Source organism: Cupriavidus gilardii (genome assembly GCF_017598945.1).
GTDB classification, from domain to species: domain Bacteria; phylum Pseudomonadota; class Gammaproteobacteria; order Burkholderiales; family Burkholderiaceae; genus Cupriavidus; species Cupriavidus gilardii_E.
In genome coordinates this window covers 16,643-35,247 of sequence record NZ_JAGFTW010000055.1, presented here as the reverse complement: position 1 = coordinate 35,247, position 18,605 = coordinate 16,643, and the positions used below count along the sequence as shown (strand labels likewise).

Here is an 18,605-nt window from a genome sequence, read left to right as displayed (position 1 = left end):
CAATGTGCTAAATCCTTTAGCAATGCGAATCCGAAAGGTGACGACATGGCCGCACGCTCCATTGCCTCCCTCTCGCTGAGCTTCGGCTTGGTTTCCATCCCGGTCCGGGTCTTTTCGGCGACCGAAAGCAAGTCCGGCATCGGTTTCAACCTGCTGCACAAGGGCTGCGGCTCGCGGCTGCGGCAGCAGTACATATGCCAGCGCGAGGGCGTGGTGGTGGAGCGCTCCGAGATGGTCAAGGGTTACGAGTTCGAGAAGGACAAGTACGTCATCTTTAGTACCGAGGAGCTCGATGCGCTGGAGACCGGCGCGCGCCACACCATCGACATCGTCGCCTTCATGCCGACCGGCGCCATCGATCCGATCTATTTCGACAAGGCCTACTATCTGGCGCCCGACAAGCGCGGCGCCAAGCCATACAGCCTGCTGACCGAGGCAATGCGCAAGACCGGCACCTGCGCGCTGGCCACCTGGGTATGGAAGGGCAAGCAGTACATGGTGCAGGTGCGCGCCAACGACGACGGCCTGGTGCTGCAGCAATTGCTCTATGCGGACGAGGTCCGCTCGATGGCGGACCTGAACGTGGAGCGCACCGACATCCGCCCCGCCGAGCTGACGCTGGCTGAGCAGCTGATCGAGCAGAGCACGGTGGAGGCCTACGACCCCGCGGCCTATCAGGACGAAGAGAAGCAGCGCGTGCTGGCCGAGATCGACAAGAAGATCGAGGGCAAGAAGATCACGGTATCGGAGACGGCCGAGCGGCCGAGCGAAGGCGGTGAGGTGATCGACCTGATGGCGGCGCTGAAGGCGAGCCTGAGCAAATCGCAGGCGGCCGCGAAAAAGCCCGCGAAAGAGGCGGCGCCGCGCAAGGGCGCCAAGCGCGCCACCGCCGAGGCCGCGACCCCGATCCGACGTACTGCCAGGAAATGAGCGCGGCCGGCAAGGACAGCTTCACGCTGAAGGAGATCGAAACCACGTTCGGCGTCTCGCGCGCGACGGTGGCGAGCCTGACGCGCGCGGGTTTGCTCGAACCGGTCAGGGGCAGCCGCGGCGAGCACAAATTCTCGTTCCAGGACGTCGTGCTGATCCGCACGGCCGATTCGCTGAAGAAGGCCAATGTGCCGCCGCGCCGCGTCACGCGCGCATTGCAGCGTTTGAAGGCGTGGTCGCATGACCGCCCGCTGTCGGGCGTGCGGATCGCCGCGGTCGGCAATGGTGTGGTCGTCTCCGAACCGCATCGGCAGTGGGAGGTGGAGACCGGCCAGCTGGTGATGGAATTGCAGCCGAGCCGGTCGAAGCCGGGCGCGGTGCTGTCGATCCAGTCTGCGAGGAAGGCCGACGACCGTACCGACAATGACCACGACGCAGGCACGTGGTTCCAGCTCGGCTGCCAGCTCGAAGCGCAGGACATGCGCAAGGCCGAGCAGGCCTACCGCCGCGCCATCGCGATCGCGCCCGACTACGCCGATGCCTATCTGAATCTCGGCTGTCTGCTGACGGAGGCGGGCCGCCTGCAGGAGGCCGAATCCCTGTATCGCGACGCGGTCGCCGCTATCGGCGACGAACCCCTGCTCCACTTCAATCTCGGCGTCACGCTCGAAGATCTCGAACGATACGAGGACGCGCTGCGCAGCTATCACCGCTGCATCGACATCGCCCCCGATATGGCCGACGCGCATTTCAATGCGGCGCGGCTGCACGAGCAATTGGGCGACGCGCATCGGGCCATTCGGCATTTCAATCAGTATCGGAAGTACTGTCGCTAAGGACCGTCGCCGGGCCTTCGCCGAGGGCCTGTTGCGGACGCTTGCTGCGCCGCAGGGTTGAGACTTCTCGACGGCTATGGGATACTCGGCCTGCTTTCGCCCCGGGTTTTCCGGGCCGATGGAGCAAACGCTCCACCGAAAGCCCGCCATCCGCACCTCTGCGACTGGCCTGACTCCTTCCCTCGAACACGCGACCGAATGCAAATCGTCCTGCGCCGCACCGTCCATTGCCAGCATGCCCTGCATGCTGTGGCGGCACGCGCGTATGGCGACGCTTGCGGCTTTGCCGCGCGCCAGGCCATGGTCGCCCGCACATCCCATATTCCCGCCGTGCTTCTCTCAGCCGTGCGGGGAGTCAGGGACTAAGACCACACCACAGTCCCACCACGATCTCCCTGGCACGGCACATTGCCCGGGGATCGCCGTCGACGATGGCGATCCACTGTTCAACGTGCAAACGGGAGAGCGTATGTCCGCCAAGACCAGAAAATCCACCGCCGTCTATTACCGCGCTTTGCTCGCCATGGCCGGCATTGCTGTGCTTTATCTGGCGGTTGAATTTCTCGTGATGAATCCGCTGTAGGGCGGTTTGGGTGCGATTTCCCTCTCCCCAGCCCTCTCCCGCAAGCGGGAGAGGGAGCCGGCCGTCGCGGCATCGAAGCGTACGCGTCTGCGGATCGCTCCCCTCTCCCGCCTGCGGGAGAGGGGCCGGGGGAGAGGGCAACTCCCACCGCTCACAGCACCACAGCCCCCCCCTTCACCAACCATCGAGGTCCCGATGTCCATGGAACTCACCCAGAATTTCGTCAAGGCGAAGCGCCCCTGCGCGGACGGCTACAAATGGTTTCTGCGCAACCGGCATGACGGCAGCGATTATCAGCGGCTGCTCGATGCGCTGGTCGATGCCGGCCGTGTCGGCGATGCCTGCTGGCTGCTGGACCAGTTCGGCCCCACCGATGCCGTGCTGACGCTCGATGCGCTGAATGCCGGCGCGCTGGTGTTTGCCGGCACGCTGGTCGTGCGCCGCGGCATCGACGTCGATTCGGTGGTCAGGGCCGGCCGCACGATCCGCGTCGGCGGCGGCATCCGGGCCGGCACCGCGATCATCGCCGGCGAGGATATCGACTGCGCCGGCAATCTTTACAGCGGCGGCGCCATCGAAGCAGGCGGCGACATCAAGGCCGCATGGGGCATCGACGCCGCGACATTCCTCGACGCCAAAGGCAACGTGCGCGCCGGCTGGGACATCAGCGCGGGCGAACACATCCACGTCGGCCGCAATCTGCGCGCAGGCGACTGCATCGCGGCGCAGCACGCCATCCGCTGCGGCGGCACGCTGAAGGCCGATGGCGATCTGCAGGGCCATGGCATTTGGGCGAGCCAGGGCATCGAGGCCGGCGGCAGGATCCGCAGCAGCCACCATATCGAAGCAGGCTGGGGCATCAAGGCGACCGGATCGATCGTGGCCGATGGGGCGATCAAGGCCGGCGAAGGCGTGCAGACCGACGAGGACATCGTCGCCGGGCCGGGATACGGCATTCATGCAGGACTGAACGTGCGAATCGATATCTGGGACGTCAGCGCGCGCATCGTGGCCCGCAGCAAGCCGGAGAACCTGGTTAGCGGCGCCTGGCAGACCGGTTGATGGCAGCCATGTCGTTCATGCTGACCCATGCGGCAGTCGGCCTGGCTTCATGGCCGAAGCTCCCGCGACGGCGGCACGCAAGCCGCCCCACTCTCGCCCGCCTGTTGCGCGCCATGGAACTGCGCATCGACGTCGATCACCCGACCGAGTCGCTGGAGTCGGAACTGCAGACGCTGTACGACCGGCTTTACCAGCCCGGCGACTGCCTGTACGACATCGCGGCGACACCGTCCGCCCTGCCTGGTCTGGTCGTGCGATATCGAGAGGCCGATGGCGAGTATTACTTCTATGTCGAAGATACGGTGCGGCGCTGCCTGGCCGGCTATACCGTGTTCAATCGGCTGGTCGAACTGGGCCGCCGTGCCGACCGCCATCTGCGCGCACCGCATTCGAAATACGCCCCGCCCTACCAGCGCCGCGGCCTGGCCTCGGCGATCTATCGCGCGTATCTCGACGCGGGACACTGCCTGATCACCGGCGCGCGTCAATCGCCCGGCGCGCATGCCCTGTGGGAGGCCCTGTCGCGCAACTACGAGCGCGGCTATGTCGATCTGCGCAGCAAGACGCTGTGCTACCTGGGACCGGAGGTCTCCGAGCCAGTGCTCAGCGATCTGCATACCCGGATGGTGCTGCTGGGACGGGGATGGACCATCGCGGCGCTGGGGGCCGCGACGGGCATGGCGTTTTAGCCGTGAACTACGTGTGGTTGTCGGAAGGTTTCAAAAATGCTGCGATCGACGGGGTCGTAGCGACATACCACCTTTAAGAACCGCCTCGTGACAGCCAGCACGGCCGGCGCGTCGCCGGTATACAGTGAGCGCGCAACGCGACAGGACCTTGTGAAGGCGCTCCCAATGCTCTGATCGCCTTATGTGCGCCGCGATCTCTGGGGCGATCCAGGACGAGATCCAAACAAGTCGCCGCGCGAAGAGCTTCGCGCTTACGACAGTATGGCGAGGTCGGCGCGGGATGAAACCCACATGGCCGTACGCATCGAACTCCGGCATTCCCCAAATGGCATCATGGTGACCAACACGGTTCCGAACATCGCGAACAGCGCGCAGCAGTCTTACCAGCCGGTTTCTGAAATCTTCAGAGCCATACTCGGTGCCAAGAGGCGCGTGTGGAAATGCCGTCTGAAGAACCGACTGTTGCAAGGCGGGCGGATGGTTGGTCCGCCCAAGGCCGTTCACCAATTGCTCCCAAAAGCCGAACGAGACCGATGCGACAACGTCATCCTCGCTTACCGTCTTTCCTTTGCGGGAGCGCCGGTCCACAAACTTGTGGATCTCATGCCTGTCTTGAGGCGACATGGAATGAGGCGTCTTTGGTGTTGGAGCGCCAGCGTGTACCGGGCCTGCGAGAGGGAGCATCCATGGCGCCGAATCCGTGTGCGCATAGAACCGAGACAAAGCTCGATGTAATGCATTGCGCAACGTGACCTCAAAATCATTGAGAAGCGGAAGGAGCGCCGCCGCCAATGCTTGGCACCAGGTGTAGCAGCCCAGGAGATCGCTTTGTGAACTGCATTGGAAGAAGCGACTTACGGCTGCCAGCCGCCGCTCTGTCAAATGGACTTGCATGGCACCGTGCGTTGGGATGAGAAGCCACAAAGATATCTGGCTATCCTGGGCACGGATGTTGATTTTAGACGGGCAGTGCCTGTATTATTTCCGCTTGAGACGGGGGTGGTCCGAGTTCGGACGGGCCTCCGTGATTAGAGTCGAAACCCCGCGCAAGCGGGGTTTCGGCTTTCTAGGGGCAGGACTACGCGATCAGCCCTTTGCGCCCATCACGCCGGCAATCGCCTTCGCCACCACCGCCACATTGCCGTGGTTCAGGCCGGCGACGCACATGCGGCCCGAGCGGACCAGATAGACACCGTGCTCGGCGCGCAGCGTATCGACCTGCTCGGCCGACAGGCCGGTATAGGTGAACATGCCGCGCTGGGCGAGATAGCGCGACAGGTCCGCATCGCCGACCAGGCGCTGCAGATTGTCGTGGATCGCCGTGCGCATCGCCGCGATGCGGTCGCGCATGGCGGCCAGCTCGGCTTCCCACGATTGGCGCAGCGCCGGCGTGGTCAGCACCTTGCCGACGATGCGGGCGCCGTGCGTCGGCGGGTTGCTGTAGTTGGCGCGCACCGCGCCGGTCAGCTGACCCAGCACGCGGCCCGCTTCCTCGGCGTTCGCGCAGACCACCGACAGACCGCCGCAGCGCTCGCCGTACAGCGAGAAATTCTTCGAGAAGGAATTGGCGACCAGGCACGGCACGCCCTCACGCACGAGCTCGTGGATCACGAAGGCGTCGTCGTCCAGGCTGGTGCCGAAGCCCTGATAGGCCATGTCGACGAACGGCAGCAGGCCGCGCGACTTCAGCACGGCGATGACTTCGCGCCATTGCGACGCGTTCAGGTCCACGCCGGTCGGGTTGTGGCAGCAGGCGTGCAGCAGCACCACATGGCCCTTCGGCACCTGACGCAGCGCGTCGATCATCGCGTCGAAGCGCAAGCCGCCGGTGGCGTCGTCGTAGTAGGGATAGCTGTTGACCTGGAAGCCGGCGCGTTCGAACACCACGCGGTGGTTGTCCCAGCTCGGATCGCTGATCCACAGCTGCGCGTCGGGGAAATAGCGCTTCAGAAAATCGGCGCCGACGCGCAGCGCGCCCGAGCCGCCCAGCGTTTGAATCGTCGCGACGCGGCCCTCGGCCAGCGCCGCGCTGTTCTCGCCGAACACCAGCCGCTGCACGGCCTGGCGATAGCCGGGAATGCCTGCCATCGGCAGATACGGGCGCGGCCCCTGATCCGCGATCAGCGCGGCTTCGGCCTCGCGCACCGCTGCCATCAGCGGCAAGCGGCCTTCGTCGTCGAAGCAGACGCCGATCGTCAGATTGACCTTGTCCTGACGCGGATCTTGCGCGAAGTTCTCGTTCAGGGACAGGATGGGGTCGCCGGGATAGGCGTCGATATGAGCAAACATGAAAACCTCAGGCCAGATTGAGACCGATGCAAAATCGAATGGGATGTCCGGGGAGATGACATGCGGCGTTGCGAGCGGCGTTTCGCGCCGCATCGCCTCGCCTTGGCTGCCTCAGCGCACCGGTGCGCCCTGCGGCAGCGCCTGCGCCGCGTCCTTGTTCCGCAGCCGGTAGCACACGGCCAGCACGCCCAGCCATACCGGGATCAGATAGACCGAGATGCGCAGGTCCGGCGTCAGGTACATGATCACCAGGATGCCGGCCATGAAGACCAGGCACAGGTAATTGGTCAGCGGATAACCGAAGCTCTGGAAACGCGTGGTCAGGCCGGCGCTGCGCTTGTGGGCGCGGAACTTCAGATGGATCACGCTGATCATTGCCCAGTTGATGATCAGGGCCGATACCACCAGACCCATCAGCAGCTGGAAGGCCTTGCCCGGGATCAGGTAGTTGATCAGCACGCAGACCGCGGTGGCGGCCGCCGAGGCGCCCAGTGCCACGACCGGAATGCCGCGCCGATTCACCTTGAGCAGCGCCCTGGGGGCATTGCCCTGGCGCGCCAGGCCGAACAACATGCGGCTGTTGCAGTAAACCCCGCTATTGTAGACGGACAGCGCCGCGGTCAGCACCACCACGTTCAGCACGTTGGCGACCCAGTTGCTGTTGAGCGCGTGGAAGATCAGCACGAAGGGGCTGCCGCCGCTGGCGACGTTTTCCCACGGGTACAGCGACAGCAGCACGCCGAGCGCGCCCACATAGAAGATCAGGATGCGATAGATGACCTGATTGGTCGCCTTGGGGATGGTCTTCTCGGGGGAATCGGCTTCGGCCGCGGTGATGCCGACCAGCTCGAGACCGCCGAACGAGAACATGATCACCGCCATCGCCATCACCAGACCGGACACGCCGTTCGGGAAGAAGCCGCCGTGCTGCCACAGGTTGGCCACGGTGGCCTGCGGGCCGGCCTCGCCGGACACCAGCAGATAGCCGCCGAAGCCGATCATGCCGATGATCGCCGCGACCTTGACGATCGAGAACCAGAACTCGGTCTCGCCGAAGGACTTGACGCTGGCCAGGTTGACCGCGTTGATGATCAGGAAGAAAGCCAGTGCCGACATCCAGGTCGGAATTTCGGGCCACCAGTACTGGACGTAGATGCCGACCGCCGACAGCTCCGCCATGCTGACCAGGATATAGAGCACCCAGTAGTTCCAGCCCGACATGAAGCCGGCGAAATTGCCGTAGTACTTGTTGGCGAAATAGCTGAAGGAGCCGGCCACCGGCTCGTCCACCACCATTTCGCCGAGCTGGCGCATGATGAAAAAGGCGACGATGCCGGCGACGGCATAGCCCAGCAATACCGAGGGGCCCGCCATCTTGATGGTCTGGGCGATACCCAGGAACAGGCCCGTGCCAATGGCACCGCCCAGCGCGATCAGCTGGATGTGCCGGTTCTTCAGGCCGCGCTGCAGCGAGCGGTCCGTGTTGTCTGCATGCATGAAGTGTTTCCTCTACCCATTCTTTTGGAATGATAGCCGGGCGCCTCTATGGGGGCGGGCGCTTATGGCTGTGCGCTGCCGCGGCGCGGGTAGCGCCGGGCAGTCGGTGGATATGACCCTGTGAAGAATCCCGACGCGATCGGTCGGGGGCGCCGCCGGCTGAAGCAGCCGACGGATCGGACCGGTCAGAACATCAGACGGTCAGCACGCCCCGCTCGATCTGGTCACGCTCGAGCGATTCGAACAGCGCCTTGAAGTTGCCTTCGCCGAAGCCTTCGTCGCCTTCGCGCTGGATGAATTCGAAGAACACGGGGCCCAGCAGCGGCTTGGAGAAGATCTGCAGCAGCAGGCGGCGCTGGCCGCCCTCGGTGGTGCCGTCGAGCAGGATGCCGCGCGCCTGCAGCTGATCGACCGGCTGGCCATGGCCTGGCAGGCGCTTGGCGAGGTTGTCGTAGTAGTACTGGTTCGGCGCGGTGGCCAGCGGCACGCCCGACATCTGCAGGTTGTCGATGACCTCGATCAGGTTGTCGCACAGGAAGGCGATGTGCTGGATGCCTTCGCCGTTGAAGGCCATCAGGAATTCCTCGATCTGGCCACCGCCCTTCTGCGATTCCTCGTTCAGCGGAATGCGGATCTTGCCGTCCGGCGCGGTCATCGCCTTCGAGGTCAGGCCGGTGTATTCGCCCTTGATGTCGAAGTAGCGGATCTCGCGGAAGTTGAACAGCTTCTCGTAGAAGTCAGCCCAGTACGCCATCCGGCCACGGTAGACGTTGTGCGTCAGGTGGTCGATCAGCTTCAGGCCGTGGCCGACCGGGCGGCGGTCGACGCCTTCGACGAATTCGAAGTCGATGTCGTAGATGCTCTTGCCGTCCTCGAAGCGGTCGATCAGGTAGAGCGGCGCGCCGCCGATACCCTTGATCGCCGGCAGACGCAGCTCCATCGGGCCGGTCGGGATCTCGATCGGCTGGGCGCCGAGTTCGAGCGCGCGGGCATAGGCCTTGTGCGAGTCCTTCACGCGGAACGCCATGCCGCAGGCGCTGGGGCCGTGCTCGGCCGCGAAATACGCCGCCTGGCTGTGGGGCTCGCGATTGACGATGAAGTTGACGTCGCCCTGGCGATACAGCACCACGTCCTTGGAGCGGTGGCGGGCCACCAGCGTGAAGCCCATCTGTTCGAACAGGGGCTCCAGCACGTTCGGCGTGGGCGAGGCGAATTCGACGAATTCAAAGCCCATCAGCTGCATCGGGTTGTCAAAGAGATCGCTCATATCGTCTTCTGGCAAGTGGGTTGTGGGTCCGGGATGCCGGGGCATCCCCCGGGGAAATATTATTTCAGCTGCGCATACGTCCGACACGGCTGTGGCGCGTCGGCCTCCGGGGGCCGTGGCAGCGGCCGGGCAGTGCGCACGCATGCGGCAATGCAATGCAGTTTATATTTCGCGGCGCCAAATTGGATTTCGTTAAAAGCACAGGGAAACCCTAGGATGTGAGATAACATTTCGTCCATCCGCGTCTTGGAGAAATAAAGATGCATTCGATCGAACTGGACCGTACCGACCGCCGCCTGCTGGACGTTCTGCAGGAGCACGGCCGCGCCTCCAACCTGGAGCTGGCCGAGGCCATCAACCTGTCGCCGGCGCAGACGTTGCGGCGCCACCGCCGCCTGGAGGAAAGCGGCATCATCAAGCGCTACGAGGCGCGCCTGGACGGCACCATGCTGGGGTTCGGCGTGGTGGCCTTTATCCATGTGACGATGGAGCGTGGGCATATCCGGGACCTGTCGAAGTTCAAGGGCCTGGTGACCGAGCTGGCGCAGATCCAGGAGTGCTTTTCCGTCACGGGCGATATCGACTATGTATTGAAGGTGGTCGCGCGGGATCTGAAGTCGCTGTCGGATTTCCTGCTCGATACGCTGATGCGGATTCCCGGCGTCAGCGGGGTCCGATCCAGTGTATGCCTCGACGAGATCAAGTGCACCAGCGCGATGCCGCTGGAGCTATAGACGCTGCAGGCGGGCCGGCAACCGCGATGCCGCAATTTCCTGCCGCGAAACAGGGTTAGCCCGAGCCGCAATCGCAACATCCTGTTGGGCGCGTCGCCATACACTGGGCGCCGACCGCATCGGCGCCGACGTCATCGGCGCGATGGAACAAAGAACCCAGGAGATCCGACATGGCATTCGACTTCCACGACAAGACCGTCCTCATCACCGGCGCGGCCGGAAACCTCGGCCGCGCGGTCGCCGACGCCTTTGCGCGGGCCGGCGCCCGGCTGGTGCTGGTCGACCGCCCCGGCGTCAGCCCCGCCCTTCCGGCTGGTCAGCACGTGGCGGTGGAAGCGGACCTGCTGGACGCCGGCGCCGTCAAGCGTGCGGTCGAACAGGCGATCGGCAGCAGCAAACGCATCGACGTGGTGTGCAATCTGGCGGGCGGGTTCGGCATGGGTCCGGTCGTCGGCGAAGGTGCCGATGCCCAGTGGGAGCGGATGTTCGACCTGAACGTGCGCACCGTGCTGAACGTCTCGCGCGCGGTGGTCCCGCACATGATTGCGGCCGGCGGCGGCAAGATCGTCAATGTCGGCGCCAACTCGGCCGCGCGCGGGCTGGCGCAGATGGGCGCCTACTGCGCGTCGAAGGACGCGCTCGCGCGGCTGACCGAGGCGCTGTCGGCCGAGGTCCGCGACCAGGGCATCCACGTCAACGCCGTGCTGCCCAGTGTGCTGGATACCCCCGAAAACCGTGCGGCGATGCCGAACGCCGATGCCTCGCGCTGGGTCGATCCCGCGGCGTTGGCCGACGCGATCCTGTTTCTGGCATCGGACGCGGCCCGCGCGATTCATGGGGCGCTGCTGCCGGTGGTGAATCGGGCTTGAAGATCGGGCACGGGGTGGCTTGGCGGTGGGCCGTAGCTCTGCGGTAGATTGCACCGCCCTGCCCTCTCCCCAACCCTCTCCCGCAAGCGGGAGAGGGAGCCGCATATCCCCTTGCCCGGCTGCGGTCGGTCTCTGACGGTTTTCTCCCCTCTCCCGCTTGCGGGAGAGGGGCGGGGGAGAGGGCACCGGCGATCGCCATCGCCACCGTCCTTCGCTCAACCCCGAGCCTGCCCCGGCCCGGCAAGCAAGCCTACTTCAGCGGCCCGAATCGCTCCGCATACAGCGCCGCGACCCAATCGACGAAGACCCGGACGCGGGGCGCCAACTGACGCTGCGACGTGTACATGACCGAGATCGGCAGCTCGGGGCACGGCCAGTCCGCCAGTACCTGCACCAGCCGTCCCGCGCGCAGATGCTCCTCGAGACGAAAGCGCGGCACCTGAATCAGCCCGCATCCGGCCAGGCCAGCCTGCGTATAGCACTCGGCGTCGCTGACGGTGATCCAGCCTCGCGGCACGTATTCGACCACCTCGCCGTCGATCCGCACGGTAAACGGGTAGCGGTAATCGTGATTGCGCGAGAAGAAGCCCACGCCCTGATGCTGCGCGAGTTCGTCGGGATGCCGGGGCGTACCGTGACGCTCCAGATAGGCCGGGCTGGCACAGATGATCTCGGGCAGATTGGCCAGGCGGCGCGCCACCAGCGACGACTCACGCGGCACGCCGGCCCGCACCACGCAATCGATGCCCTCTCCGACCAGATCGACCAGGCGATCGCCGCTGCTGATCGCCAGCTCGATATGCGGATAGCGCCGATGGAATTCGTCGATCCGCGGCAGGATGATCATCGCCGCGTGGATGCCATGCAGATCGAGCCGCAGCGTGCCGCGCGGATCGGCGGCGTGGCTGCTCAGCGAGGTCTCGGCATTCTCGAGCTCGGCCAGCACGCGCTTGCTGCGCTCGTAGAACGCCTGGCCGTCGAGCGTGGGCCGGACCTGGCGCGTGGTGCGTTCCAGCAGCCGGACGCCGAGTCGCGCCTCCAGTTCCTTGATCGCATACGTGGCGGTGGCACGCGGAATATTGAGCGCGTTGGCGGCACCGGAGAAGGTGCCCAGTTCCACGATGCGCGTAAACAGTTGCAAGGCGTCGAAGCGGTCCATGCCGTTGGGATCGATCTGCATTGAAGGTCCGGCAGAATTAACAGATCGATCCGCGCCGCGTCAATCCCGCCGTGCCGGCCGGACCCGCATCGCACCCGTCCTGCCTAGGACCGGCGGCGCGCCGCCAGTATCGCGTCCAGCGACCAGGCCCCACCTCCGCGTGCCGCAATCAGCAACGCCACCGACAGCAGCACCAGCGGATACTCCATGCCGCGGTCGATCCACGCGAAGTGCTGCCGGTGGATATAGCAGATCGCGATCATCTGCAGCGTCATCAGCGCGGCCAGCGGCCGGGTGAAAACGCCGGCGATCAGCATCGCGCCACCGAAGGTCTCGAGCACCGCAACCAGCCAGGCCAGCACCGGCGCACCAGGCAAGTGCAGAACTTCGGCGATCAGGCGCGTCGCACCGGCCATCGGGTCGGCCATCGAGCCGTGACTGGTTCCCAGCAGCTTGGGCAGGCCGTGGGTCATCATCACGATGCCAAAAACGACACGCATCAGCAGATAGGCAGGCGCTTCCAACCGGGAGGTGGAGACGGACAGGCTGGACATATTGCTGCTCGGCGAATCGGCATGCGAGGGAAAGCGGTTGGGCATACAGGACTCCTTGGGGGTCGTGCGTCAGGCGTCAGGCGTCACGTGTCAGGTGCTCGATCGCGTCCGCCGCGGTTGCGGCAATTGCAGAGGCAGCTCGCGCAGCCGGGTGCCGGTCAGCTGGAACACCGCATTCGCAACCGCCGGCGCGATCGGCGGCGTGCCGGGCTCGCCCGCCCCGCCCGGGCTTTCCCCGCTGTCGACGACATGCGCCTCGATCACCGGCATCTGCGCCATCCGCAATGCCGGGTAATCGTGGAAGTTGGACTCGCGCACCGCGCCGCGCTCGATCGTCACGCGTCCATGCAGCGCTGCGCTCAGGCCGTAGACGATGGCGCTCTCCATCTGCGCGCGTACGTTGTCCGGGTTCACCGCCACGCCGCAGTCGATGGCACAGACCACGCGATGGACGCGAATGGCGCCGTCCTGCAGCGAGACTTCGACGGCCTGCGCTGCCACGCTGCCGAAGCACGCGTGCACGGCAATACCGCGCCCTCGTCCGGCTTGCGGGCGACGATCCCATCCAAAGCGCTGCGCGGCCACCTCCAGCACGCGCCGATGGCGCGGCGCGTCCTTCAGCAACAGCATGCGATAGGCGACCGGATCCTGCCGGCTGGCATGCGCCAGTTCGTCCACCATCGATTCCATCGCGAAGGCCGAATGGCTGTTTCCCACCGAGCGCCAGTACCACACCGGCACCGCGGTGCGCGGCGAATGCGCGACCACGCGGTGCGCAGCGGCGCCCAGAACGTAGGGAGAGTCCACTACGCCTTCGACCGAGCTCGGATGCAAGCCTTCGCGTTCCGGATGATTGGACTGCCCGGCCATGCCGTGACGCCAAACTAGTGGCCGGCCCGCACGGTCGAGGCCGACGCGGATGCGATGAACGAAGCCGGATCGGTAGTAGCCGCCGCGCACGTCGTCCTCGCGCGACCATATCGTCTTGACCGGCGCGCCGGCGGCGCGGGCCACGTGGGTCGCCTCGGCGACGAAGTCCTGCACCGCCCGCCGACCGAAGCCGCCGCCCAGAAAGGTGGTGTGGATCCGTACTTGCGCCGCCTCCTGCCCGGTGATTTGCGCCACGGTACGCTGCGCCAGCGTCTGCATCTGCGTGCCGACCCAGACATCGCAGCCGTCCGGCCCGATCCGCACGGTGCAATTGAGCGGTTCCATCGGTGTGTGCGCCAGATAAGGCAGCCGGTATTCGGCCTCGACCACGCGATGGGCCTGCGCGATAGCGGTGTCGACATCGCCAGCCTCGAGCGCGATCGGTCCCGGCTCGCGCGCCAGCCGCGCGAAATCCCGCAAGAGTCCGGCACTCTCCAGCGCGGTGTCGGCACCCTGCCATTCGACCTTCAACGCATCCCGTCCGCGCTTCGCGGCCCAGTAATGATCGGCCAGCACGGCTACGCCGCTGGGCACGGCGACCACCTGCCGCACGCCGGGCACCGCCCGCGCGGCGCTGTCGTCGAACGACACCATCTTCGCGCCGAACGCCGGCGCGCGGGCAACCACCGCGGTCAGCAGGCCGTCGAGCTTGACGTCGATGCCGAAACGCGCGCGGCCGGTAATCTTGTCGGCGGCGTCCAGGCGCCGCGCGCCCTTGCCGATCCACTTCCAGTCGTGCGCGTCCTTCAAGCGCAGCGCGTCGGCGGCGGGCACTGCCAGCGCCGCGGCTTCATGGACCAGCTCGCCATAGCGCAGGCGCCGCCCATCATGCAGCACCGCACCGCTGTCCGTGCGCAGCGCGTCCACCGGGACCTGCCAACGCGCGGCGGCCGCCTGCACCAGCATCGCGCGCGCCGCGGCGCCGGCCTGCCGGTAGCGCAGGAATTCGGCGCGCACGCTGCGCGAGCCGACCGTTCCCTGCATGCCGCCCAACATGGCGATGCCATAGGCCGGTGCCGCCGGGGCATGCTCGACGCGGATGCGCGTCCAGTCGGCATCGAGCTCTTCGGCGATCAGCAGCGCCAGCGAGGTCCACACGCCTTGTCCCATTTCGGAATGCGCCAGCAATACCGTCACGCTGTCGTCCGCGCCGATGCGCAGAAAAGCGTTGGGTATGAACGGTGCAGGCTCGGCTGCCGTGGCGACCTCGACGGGCTGGCCATCCAACAGCCGGCGCACCGACGGCACGGAAAAGCCGATCACCAGACCGCCGCCCAGCACCGCGCCGGCGGCGAGGAAACGGCGCCGCGAGACATCGAGCGGGGGCCTCACGATGTCCGCTCCCGCGACAGCTCGGCCGCGCGGTGGACCGCCGCACGGATGCGCTGGTAGGTTCCGCATCGGCACAGATTGCCCGACATCGCCGCATCGATGTCCGCGTCCGTCGGCGCCGGGTTCTGTCGCAGCAGCGCGGACGCCGACATGATCTGACCCGACTGGCAATAGCCGCACTGCACCACGTCCAGCTCGGACCAGGCCCGCTGCACCGGATGGTCGCCACCCGCCGACAGCCCTTCGATCGTCGTGATCCGTGCCCCTTGCACCGCCGAGACCGGCAACACGCAGCTGCGCTGCGCCACGCCGTCGACATGAACCGTGCAGGCGCCGCACTGCGCCATGCCGCAACCGAACTTGGTGCCGGTCAGGCCGGCCGCGTCGCGCAACACCCACAGCAAGGGCATGTCCGGCTCGATCGGCAAGTCGTGCTCGGTGTCGTTGATGATCAGTTTCATGGTTCCGTTCTCCGCCGCGGCATTGGGCCGTCGTTGGCGCATTCTGTCGGCTGCGCCGCGGGCCCGCAATCCGGCTGCCATTGGCAGGTCTATTCAATGGGGACGAACAATGGCGACGAGCAATGGCGGGCGACATCGGATGACACCGATGTCAGGAAGCGGATATCCCGATCTGGCGGACATTCACAAGATGCGTCGTTGTGTTTCGCGAAGGATCTCCTCCGAGGCGGAGACCCTTCCCGCCTTTCAAGCCGACTGAGGCACCGCCGTTGCCGGCGCCGCTTGATCTCGCCGATGCGCCAATCGGTACAGCACCGGCAGCACCAGCAAGGTCAGCGCGGTCGACGACAGGATGCCGCCGATCACCACGGTGGCCAGCGGCCGCTGTACCTCCGCCCCCGTGCCCGTAGCGATCGCCATCGGCACGAACCCGAGCGAGGCCACCAGCGCGGTCATCAGCACCGGCCGCAGCCGTGTCAGCGCACCGAGGCGGATCGCCTCGTCCAGCGGCTTGCCTTCCTCGCGCAGCGTCCGAATGAACGACAGCATCACCAGCCCGTTCAGCACCGCGACACCCGACAGCGCGATAAAGCCCACCGCCGCAGTGATCGACAGCGGCAAGCCCCGCAGCCACAAGGCGAGGATGCCGCCTGTCAGCGCGAACGGAATGCCGGTGAACACCAGCATGCCGTCCTTGATGTTGTTGAACATCGCGAACAGCAGCACAAGGACCAGCAGCAAGGCGACCGGCACGACGATCTGCAGCCGCTGCGTGGCGGAGCGCAACTGCTCGTAGGTGCCGCCCCAGTTCAGCCAGTAGCCGGCCGGCATGCTGACGGCACGCTCGATCGCCGCCTGCGCTTCCGGCACGAAGCTGCCGATATCGCGGCCGCGGACATTGGCGCTGACGACGACGCGCCGCTTGCCGTTCTCGCGCGATATCTGATTGGGGCCGGGTGCAATCTCCAGTGAAGCCACCTCCGCCAGCGGGATATAGCTGACCCGTGCATCGGCCCCGCCGCCCTTCGGCAAGGCGATCGGCAGGCGGCGCAGCGCCTCGATATCCTGCCGGACCGCATCGGGCAACCGCACCGTGATGTCGAAGCGGCGATCGCCCTGGTAGAAGATGCCGGCCTCCTTGCCGCCGATCGCGATGGCCACGGCGTCCTGGATATCGGCCAGATTGAGCCCGTAGCGCGCCGCCTTGTGCCGGTCGATATGGATCGTCAGCATCGGCAGGCCGGTGGTCTGCTCCACCTTGACCTCGGACGCGCCCGGCACCTCCCGCAGCACTGCCGCAATGCGTTCCCCGGTCCGGTCGAGCACCGCCTGATCGTCGCCGAACACCTTGACCGCCACGTCGGACCGCACGCCCGAGATCAGTTCGTTGAAGCGCAGCTGGATCGGCTGCGAGAACTCGTAGCGGTTGCCGGGCAATTTGGCGACCTCCGCCTGCATCGCTGCGAGCAGCGCCTCCCGGCTCTTGACCGGTTTCGGCCATTCCGACTGGGGCTTGAGCATGATGTAGCCATCGGAGATATTGGGCGGCATCGGATCCGAGGCCACCTCCGCCGTGCCGGTACGCGCGAACACCCGTTCGATCTCCGGGAATTTCGCCATCAGCGTACGTTCGAGCTGCTTCTGCATCTCGACCGACTGCGACAGGCTGGTGCCCGGGATGCGCAGCGTCTGAATCGCGATGTCGCCTTCGTTCAGGTTGGGGATGAACTCGCTGCCGAGCCGGGACGCGATGGCCAGGCACAGCACCACGGCCACGCCAGCGAAGGTCAGCACGACCGGCGCGTTCGCCAGCGAGCGCTCCAGCCAGACCGCATAGCGCCGCCCGGCCCACGCCATCAGCCGGTTTTCCTTCTCGGCGACGCGCTCGCCGATAAACAACGCGACGGCGGCGGGCACGAACGTCACCGACAGCAGCATCGCGCCCAGCAGCGCCAGCACCACGGTGAAGGCCATCGGGTGGAACATCTTGCCTTCCACGCCGGTCAAGGCAAAGATCGGCAGATAGACGATCATGATGATCAGCTGGCCGAACAGCAGCGGCCGCCGGGCCTCGCGCGCCGCCGCAAAGACCTCGTCGAAGCGTTCGGACCGGGTCAGCGGCCTGCCGCGATGCGCCTGCGCATGGGATAGCCGGCGCACGCAGTTCTCGACGATGACCACCGCGCCGTCGACGATGATGCCGAAGTCCAATGCCCCCAGGCTCATCAGATTCGCGCTGATCCGGTAGCCCACCATGCCGGTGAAGGTGAACAGCATCGACAACGGGATCACCAGCGCCGTGATGACGGCCGCGCGAATATTGCCCAGGAACAGGAACAGCACCACTATCACCAGCACCGCGCCTTCGAGCAGGTTCTTCTTGACGGTGGCGATCGCCTTGTCGACCAGCCGGGTCCGATCGTAGACCGGCACGATGCGCACGCCCTTCGGCAAGGTGCGATTGATCGCGTCGACGCGCGCGTCCACGGCCTGTGCCACCGCGCGGCTGTTCTCCCCCATCAGCATGAAGACGGTACCCAGCACCACTTCCCTGCCGTTCTCGGTGGCGGCGCCGCTGCGCAGCTCCCTGCCGATGCCCACCTCGGCGATATCGCGGACCCGAATCGGCTGCCCTTGCGCGCTGCCGACGATCACGTCGCCGATATCGGCCTCGCTGCGAACCTGGCCCGGCGCGCGCACCAGATACTGTTCGCCGCTGCGCTCGATATAGCCGGCGCCGACATTGTCGTTGTTGCGGTCCAGCGCGGTGACGATGTCCGCCAACGTCAGACCATACGAGGCGAGCTTCTCCAGGCTCGGCGCGACCAGATATTCCTTGTCAAAGCCGCCGATCGAATTGACTTCGGTCACGCCGGGCACATTGCGCAGTTGCGGCTTGACGACCCAGTCCTGCAGCTCGCGCAGATCGGTCGACGTGTACGGCGAGCCGTCCGGCTTGCGGGCGCCCTCCTCGGCTTCGACGGTCCACAGATAGATTTCGCCCAGTCCCGTCGAGATCGGCCCCATGGCCGGCGACACGCCGGCGGGCAGCCGCTCCCTTGCCTCCTGGATGCGCTGGTTGACCAGTTGGCGTGCGAAATGGATGTCCGTGCCTTCGTTGAAGATCACGGTGACCTGCGACAGTCCGTAGCGCGACAGTGAGCGGGTCTGCTCGAGGCCCGGCAAGCCGGCCATTGCAGTTTCGATCGGATAGGTGATTCGCTGCTCGGCCTCCAGCGGCGAATAGCCCGGTGCCGAGGTATTGATCTGGACCTGGACATTGGTAATGTCGGGCACGGCATCGATCGGCAGACGCGTGTAGCTGAGCGCGCCCAATGCCGCCATGCCCAGCACGGCGAGCAGCACCAGCCAGCGCTGCGCGATCGCAAGACGGATGACACGTTCGAACATGG

The 18,605-nt window shown here is 66.0% G+C and carries 14 protein-coding genes; 6 read left to right on the top strand and 8 right to left on the bottom strand.

Annotated elements, in window-relative coordinates:
- Positions 1–45: 45 nt before the first annotated feature.
- The 4 genes from J5T34_RS20105 to J5T34_RS20090 all read left to right on the top strand — a co-directional run bounded on the left by J5T34_RS20105 (position 46) and on the right by J5T34_RS20090 (position 4,100).
- Complete coding sequence (locus J5T34_RS20105; protein ID WP_208582344.1) at positions 46–930, top strand: Ku protein; 885 nt, start codon at positions 46–48, stop codon at positions 928–930.
- Positions 927–1,766, top strand: a complete 840-nt coding sequence (locus tag J5T34_RS20100; RefSeq protein WP_208582335.1) for a tetratricopeptide repeat protein — start codon at positions 927–929, stop codon at positions 1,764–1,766. Before J5T34_RS20105 ends, J5T34_RS20100 begins: the two co-directional genes overlap by 4 nt.
- 784 nt (positions 1,767–2,550) lie before the next feature.
- Positions 2,551–3,411 carry a hypothetical protein gene (locus tag J5T34_RS20095; protein WP_208582328.1) on the top strand — a complete coding sequence of 287 codons (861 nt, stop codon included), beginning with the start codon at positions 2,551–2,553 and terminating at the stop codon, positions 3,409–3,411.
- 113 nt (positions 3,412–3,524) lie between these two features.
- Positions 3,525–4,100 carry an N-acetyltransferase gene (locus J5T34_RS20090; RefSeq protein WP_208582326.1) on the top strand — a complete coding sequence of 192 codons (576 nt, stop codon included), beginning with the start codon at positions 3,525–3,527 and terminating at the stop codon, positions 4,098–4,100.
- A gap of 1,086 nt (positions 4,101–5,186) precedes the next feature.
- Here J5T34_RS20090 and J5T34_RS20080 read toward each other — a convergent pair.
- The 3 genes from J5T34_RS20080 to hppD all read right to left on the bottom strand — a co-directional run bounded on the left by J5T34_RS20080 (position 5,187) and on the right by hppD (position 9,153).
- Positions 5,187–6,389, bottom strand: coding sequence for an aromatic amino acid transaminase (locus tag J5T34_RS20080; RefSeq protein ID WP_208582315.1), 1,203 nt, complete (start codon positions 6,387–6,389; stop codon positions 5,187–5,189).
- A gap of 111 nt (positions 6,390–6,500) precedes the next feature.
- Positions 6,501–7,886: an amino acid permease gene (locus J5T34_RS20075; RefSeq protein WP_208582313.1), complete on the bottom strand. Its 1,386-nt coding sequence runs from the start codon at positions 7,884–7,886 to the stop codon at positions 6,501–6,503.
- A gap of 193 nt (positions 7,887–8,079) precedes the next feature.
- Entirely contained in the window at positions 8,080–9,153 is a 1,074-nt protein-coding gene (hppD, locus tag J5T34_RS20070) for a 4-hydroxyphenylpyruvate dioxygenase (RefSeq protein ID WP_208582311.1), read from the bottom strand.
- 260 nt (positions 9,154–9,413) lie between these two features.
- On the opposite strand from hppD, the gene J5T34_RS20065 reads away from it, so the two are divergent.
- Together J5T34_RS20065 and J5T34_RS20060 are read left to right on the top strand one after the other, a co-directional pair.
- A complete protein-coding gene (locus tag J5T34_RS20065) occupies positions 9,414–9,887 on the top strand; it encodes an Lrp/AsnC family transcriptional regulator (RefSeq protein WP_174105403.1) in 474 nt (157 codons plus the stop codon).
- A gap of 170 nt (positions 9,888–10,057) precedes the next feature.
- Positions 10,058–10,756 carry an SDR family NAD(P)-dependent oxidoreductase gene (locus J5T34_RS20060; protein ID WP_208582309.1) on the top strand — a complete coding sequence of 233 codons (699 nt, stop codon included), beginning with the start codon at positions 10,058–10,060 and terminating at the stop codon, positions 10,754–10,756.
- Positions 10,757–11,006: 250 nt separating this feature from the next.
- On the opposite strand, the gene J5T34_RS20055 is transcribed toward J5T34_RS20060, so the two are convergent.
- The 5 genes from J5T34_RS20055 to J5T34_RS20035 form a co-directional block, all read right to left on the bottom strand.
- Positions 11,007–11,915 (bottom strand): LysR family transcriptional regulator, encoded by a 909-nt coding sequence (locus tag J5T34_RS20055; RefSeq protein ID WP_208582376.1) that lies wholly within the window; start codon positions 11,913–11,915, stop codon positions 11,007–11,009.
- Positions 11,916–12,019: 104 nt separating this feature from the next.
- Positions 12,020–12,514 (bottom strand): DoxX family protein, encoded by a 495-nt coding sequence (locus J5T34_RS20050; RefSeq protein WP_208582301.1) that lies wholly within the window; start codon positions 12,512–12,514, stop codon positions 12,020–12,022.
- A 45-nt stretch (positions 12,515–12,559) separates the two neighbouring features.
- Positions 12,560–14,731, bottom strand: coding sequence for a xanthine dehydrogenase family protein molybdopterin-binding subunit (locus tag J5T34_RS20045; RefSeq protein ID WP_208582299.1), 2,172 nt, complete (start codon positions 14,729–14,731; stop codon positions 12,560–12,562).
- Positions 14,728–15,192 carry a (2Fe-2S)-binding protein gene (locus tag J5T34_RS20040; protein WP_208582297.1) on the bottom strand — a complete coding sequence of 155 codons (465 nt, stop codon included), beginning with the start codon at positions 15,190–15,192 and terminating at the stop codon, positions 14,728–14,730. Before J5T34_RS20040 ends, J5T34_RS20045 begins: the two co-directional genes overlap by 4 nt.
- 246 nt (positions 15,193–15,438) lie before the next feature.
- Entirely contained in the window at positions 15,439–18,603 is a 3,165-nt protein-coding gene (locus J5T34_RS20035) for a CusA/CzcA family heavy metal efflux RND transporter (RefSeq protein WP_208582294.1), read from the bottom strand.
- Positions 18,604–18,605 lie beyond the last annotated feature (2 nt).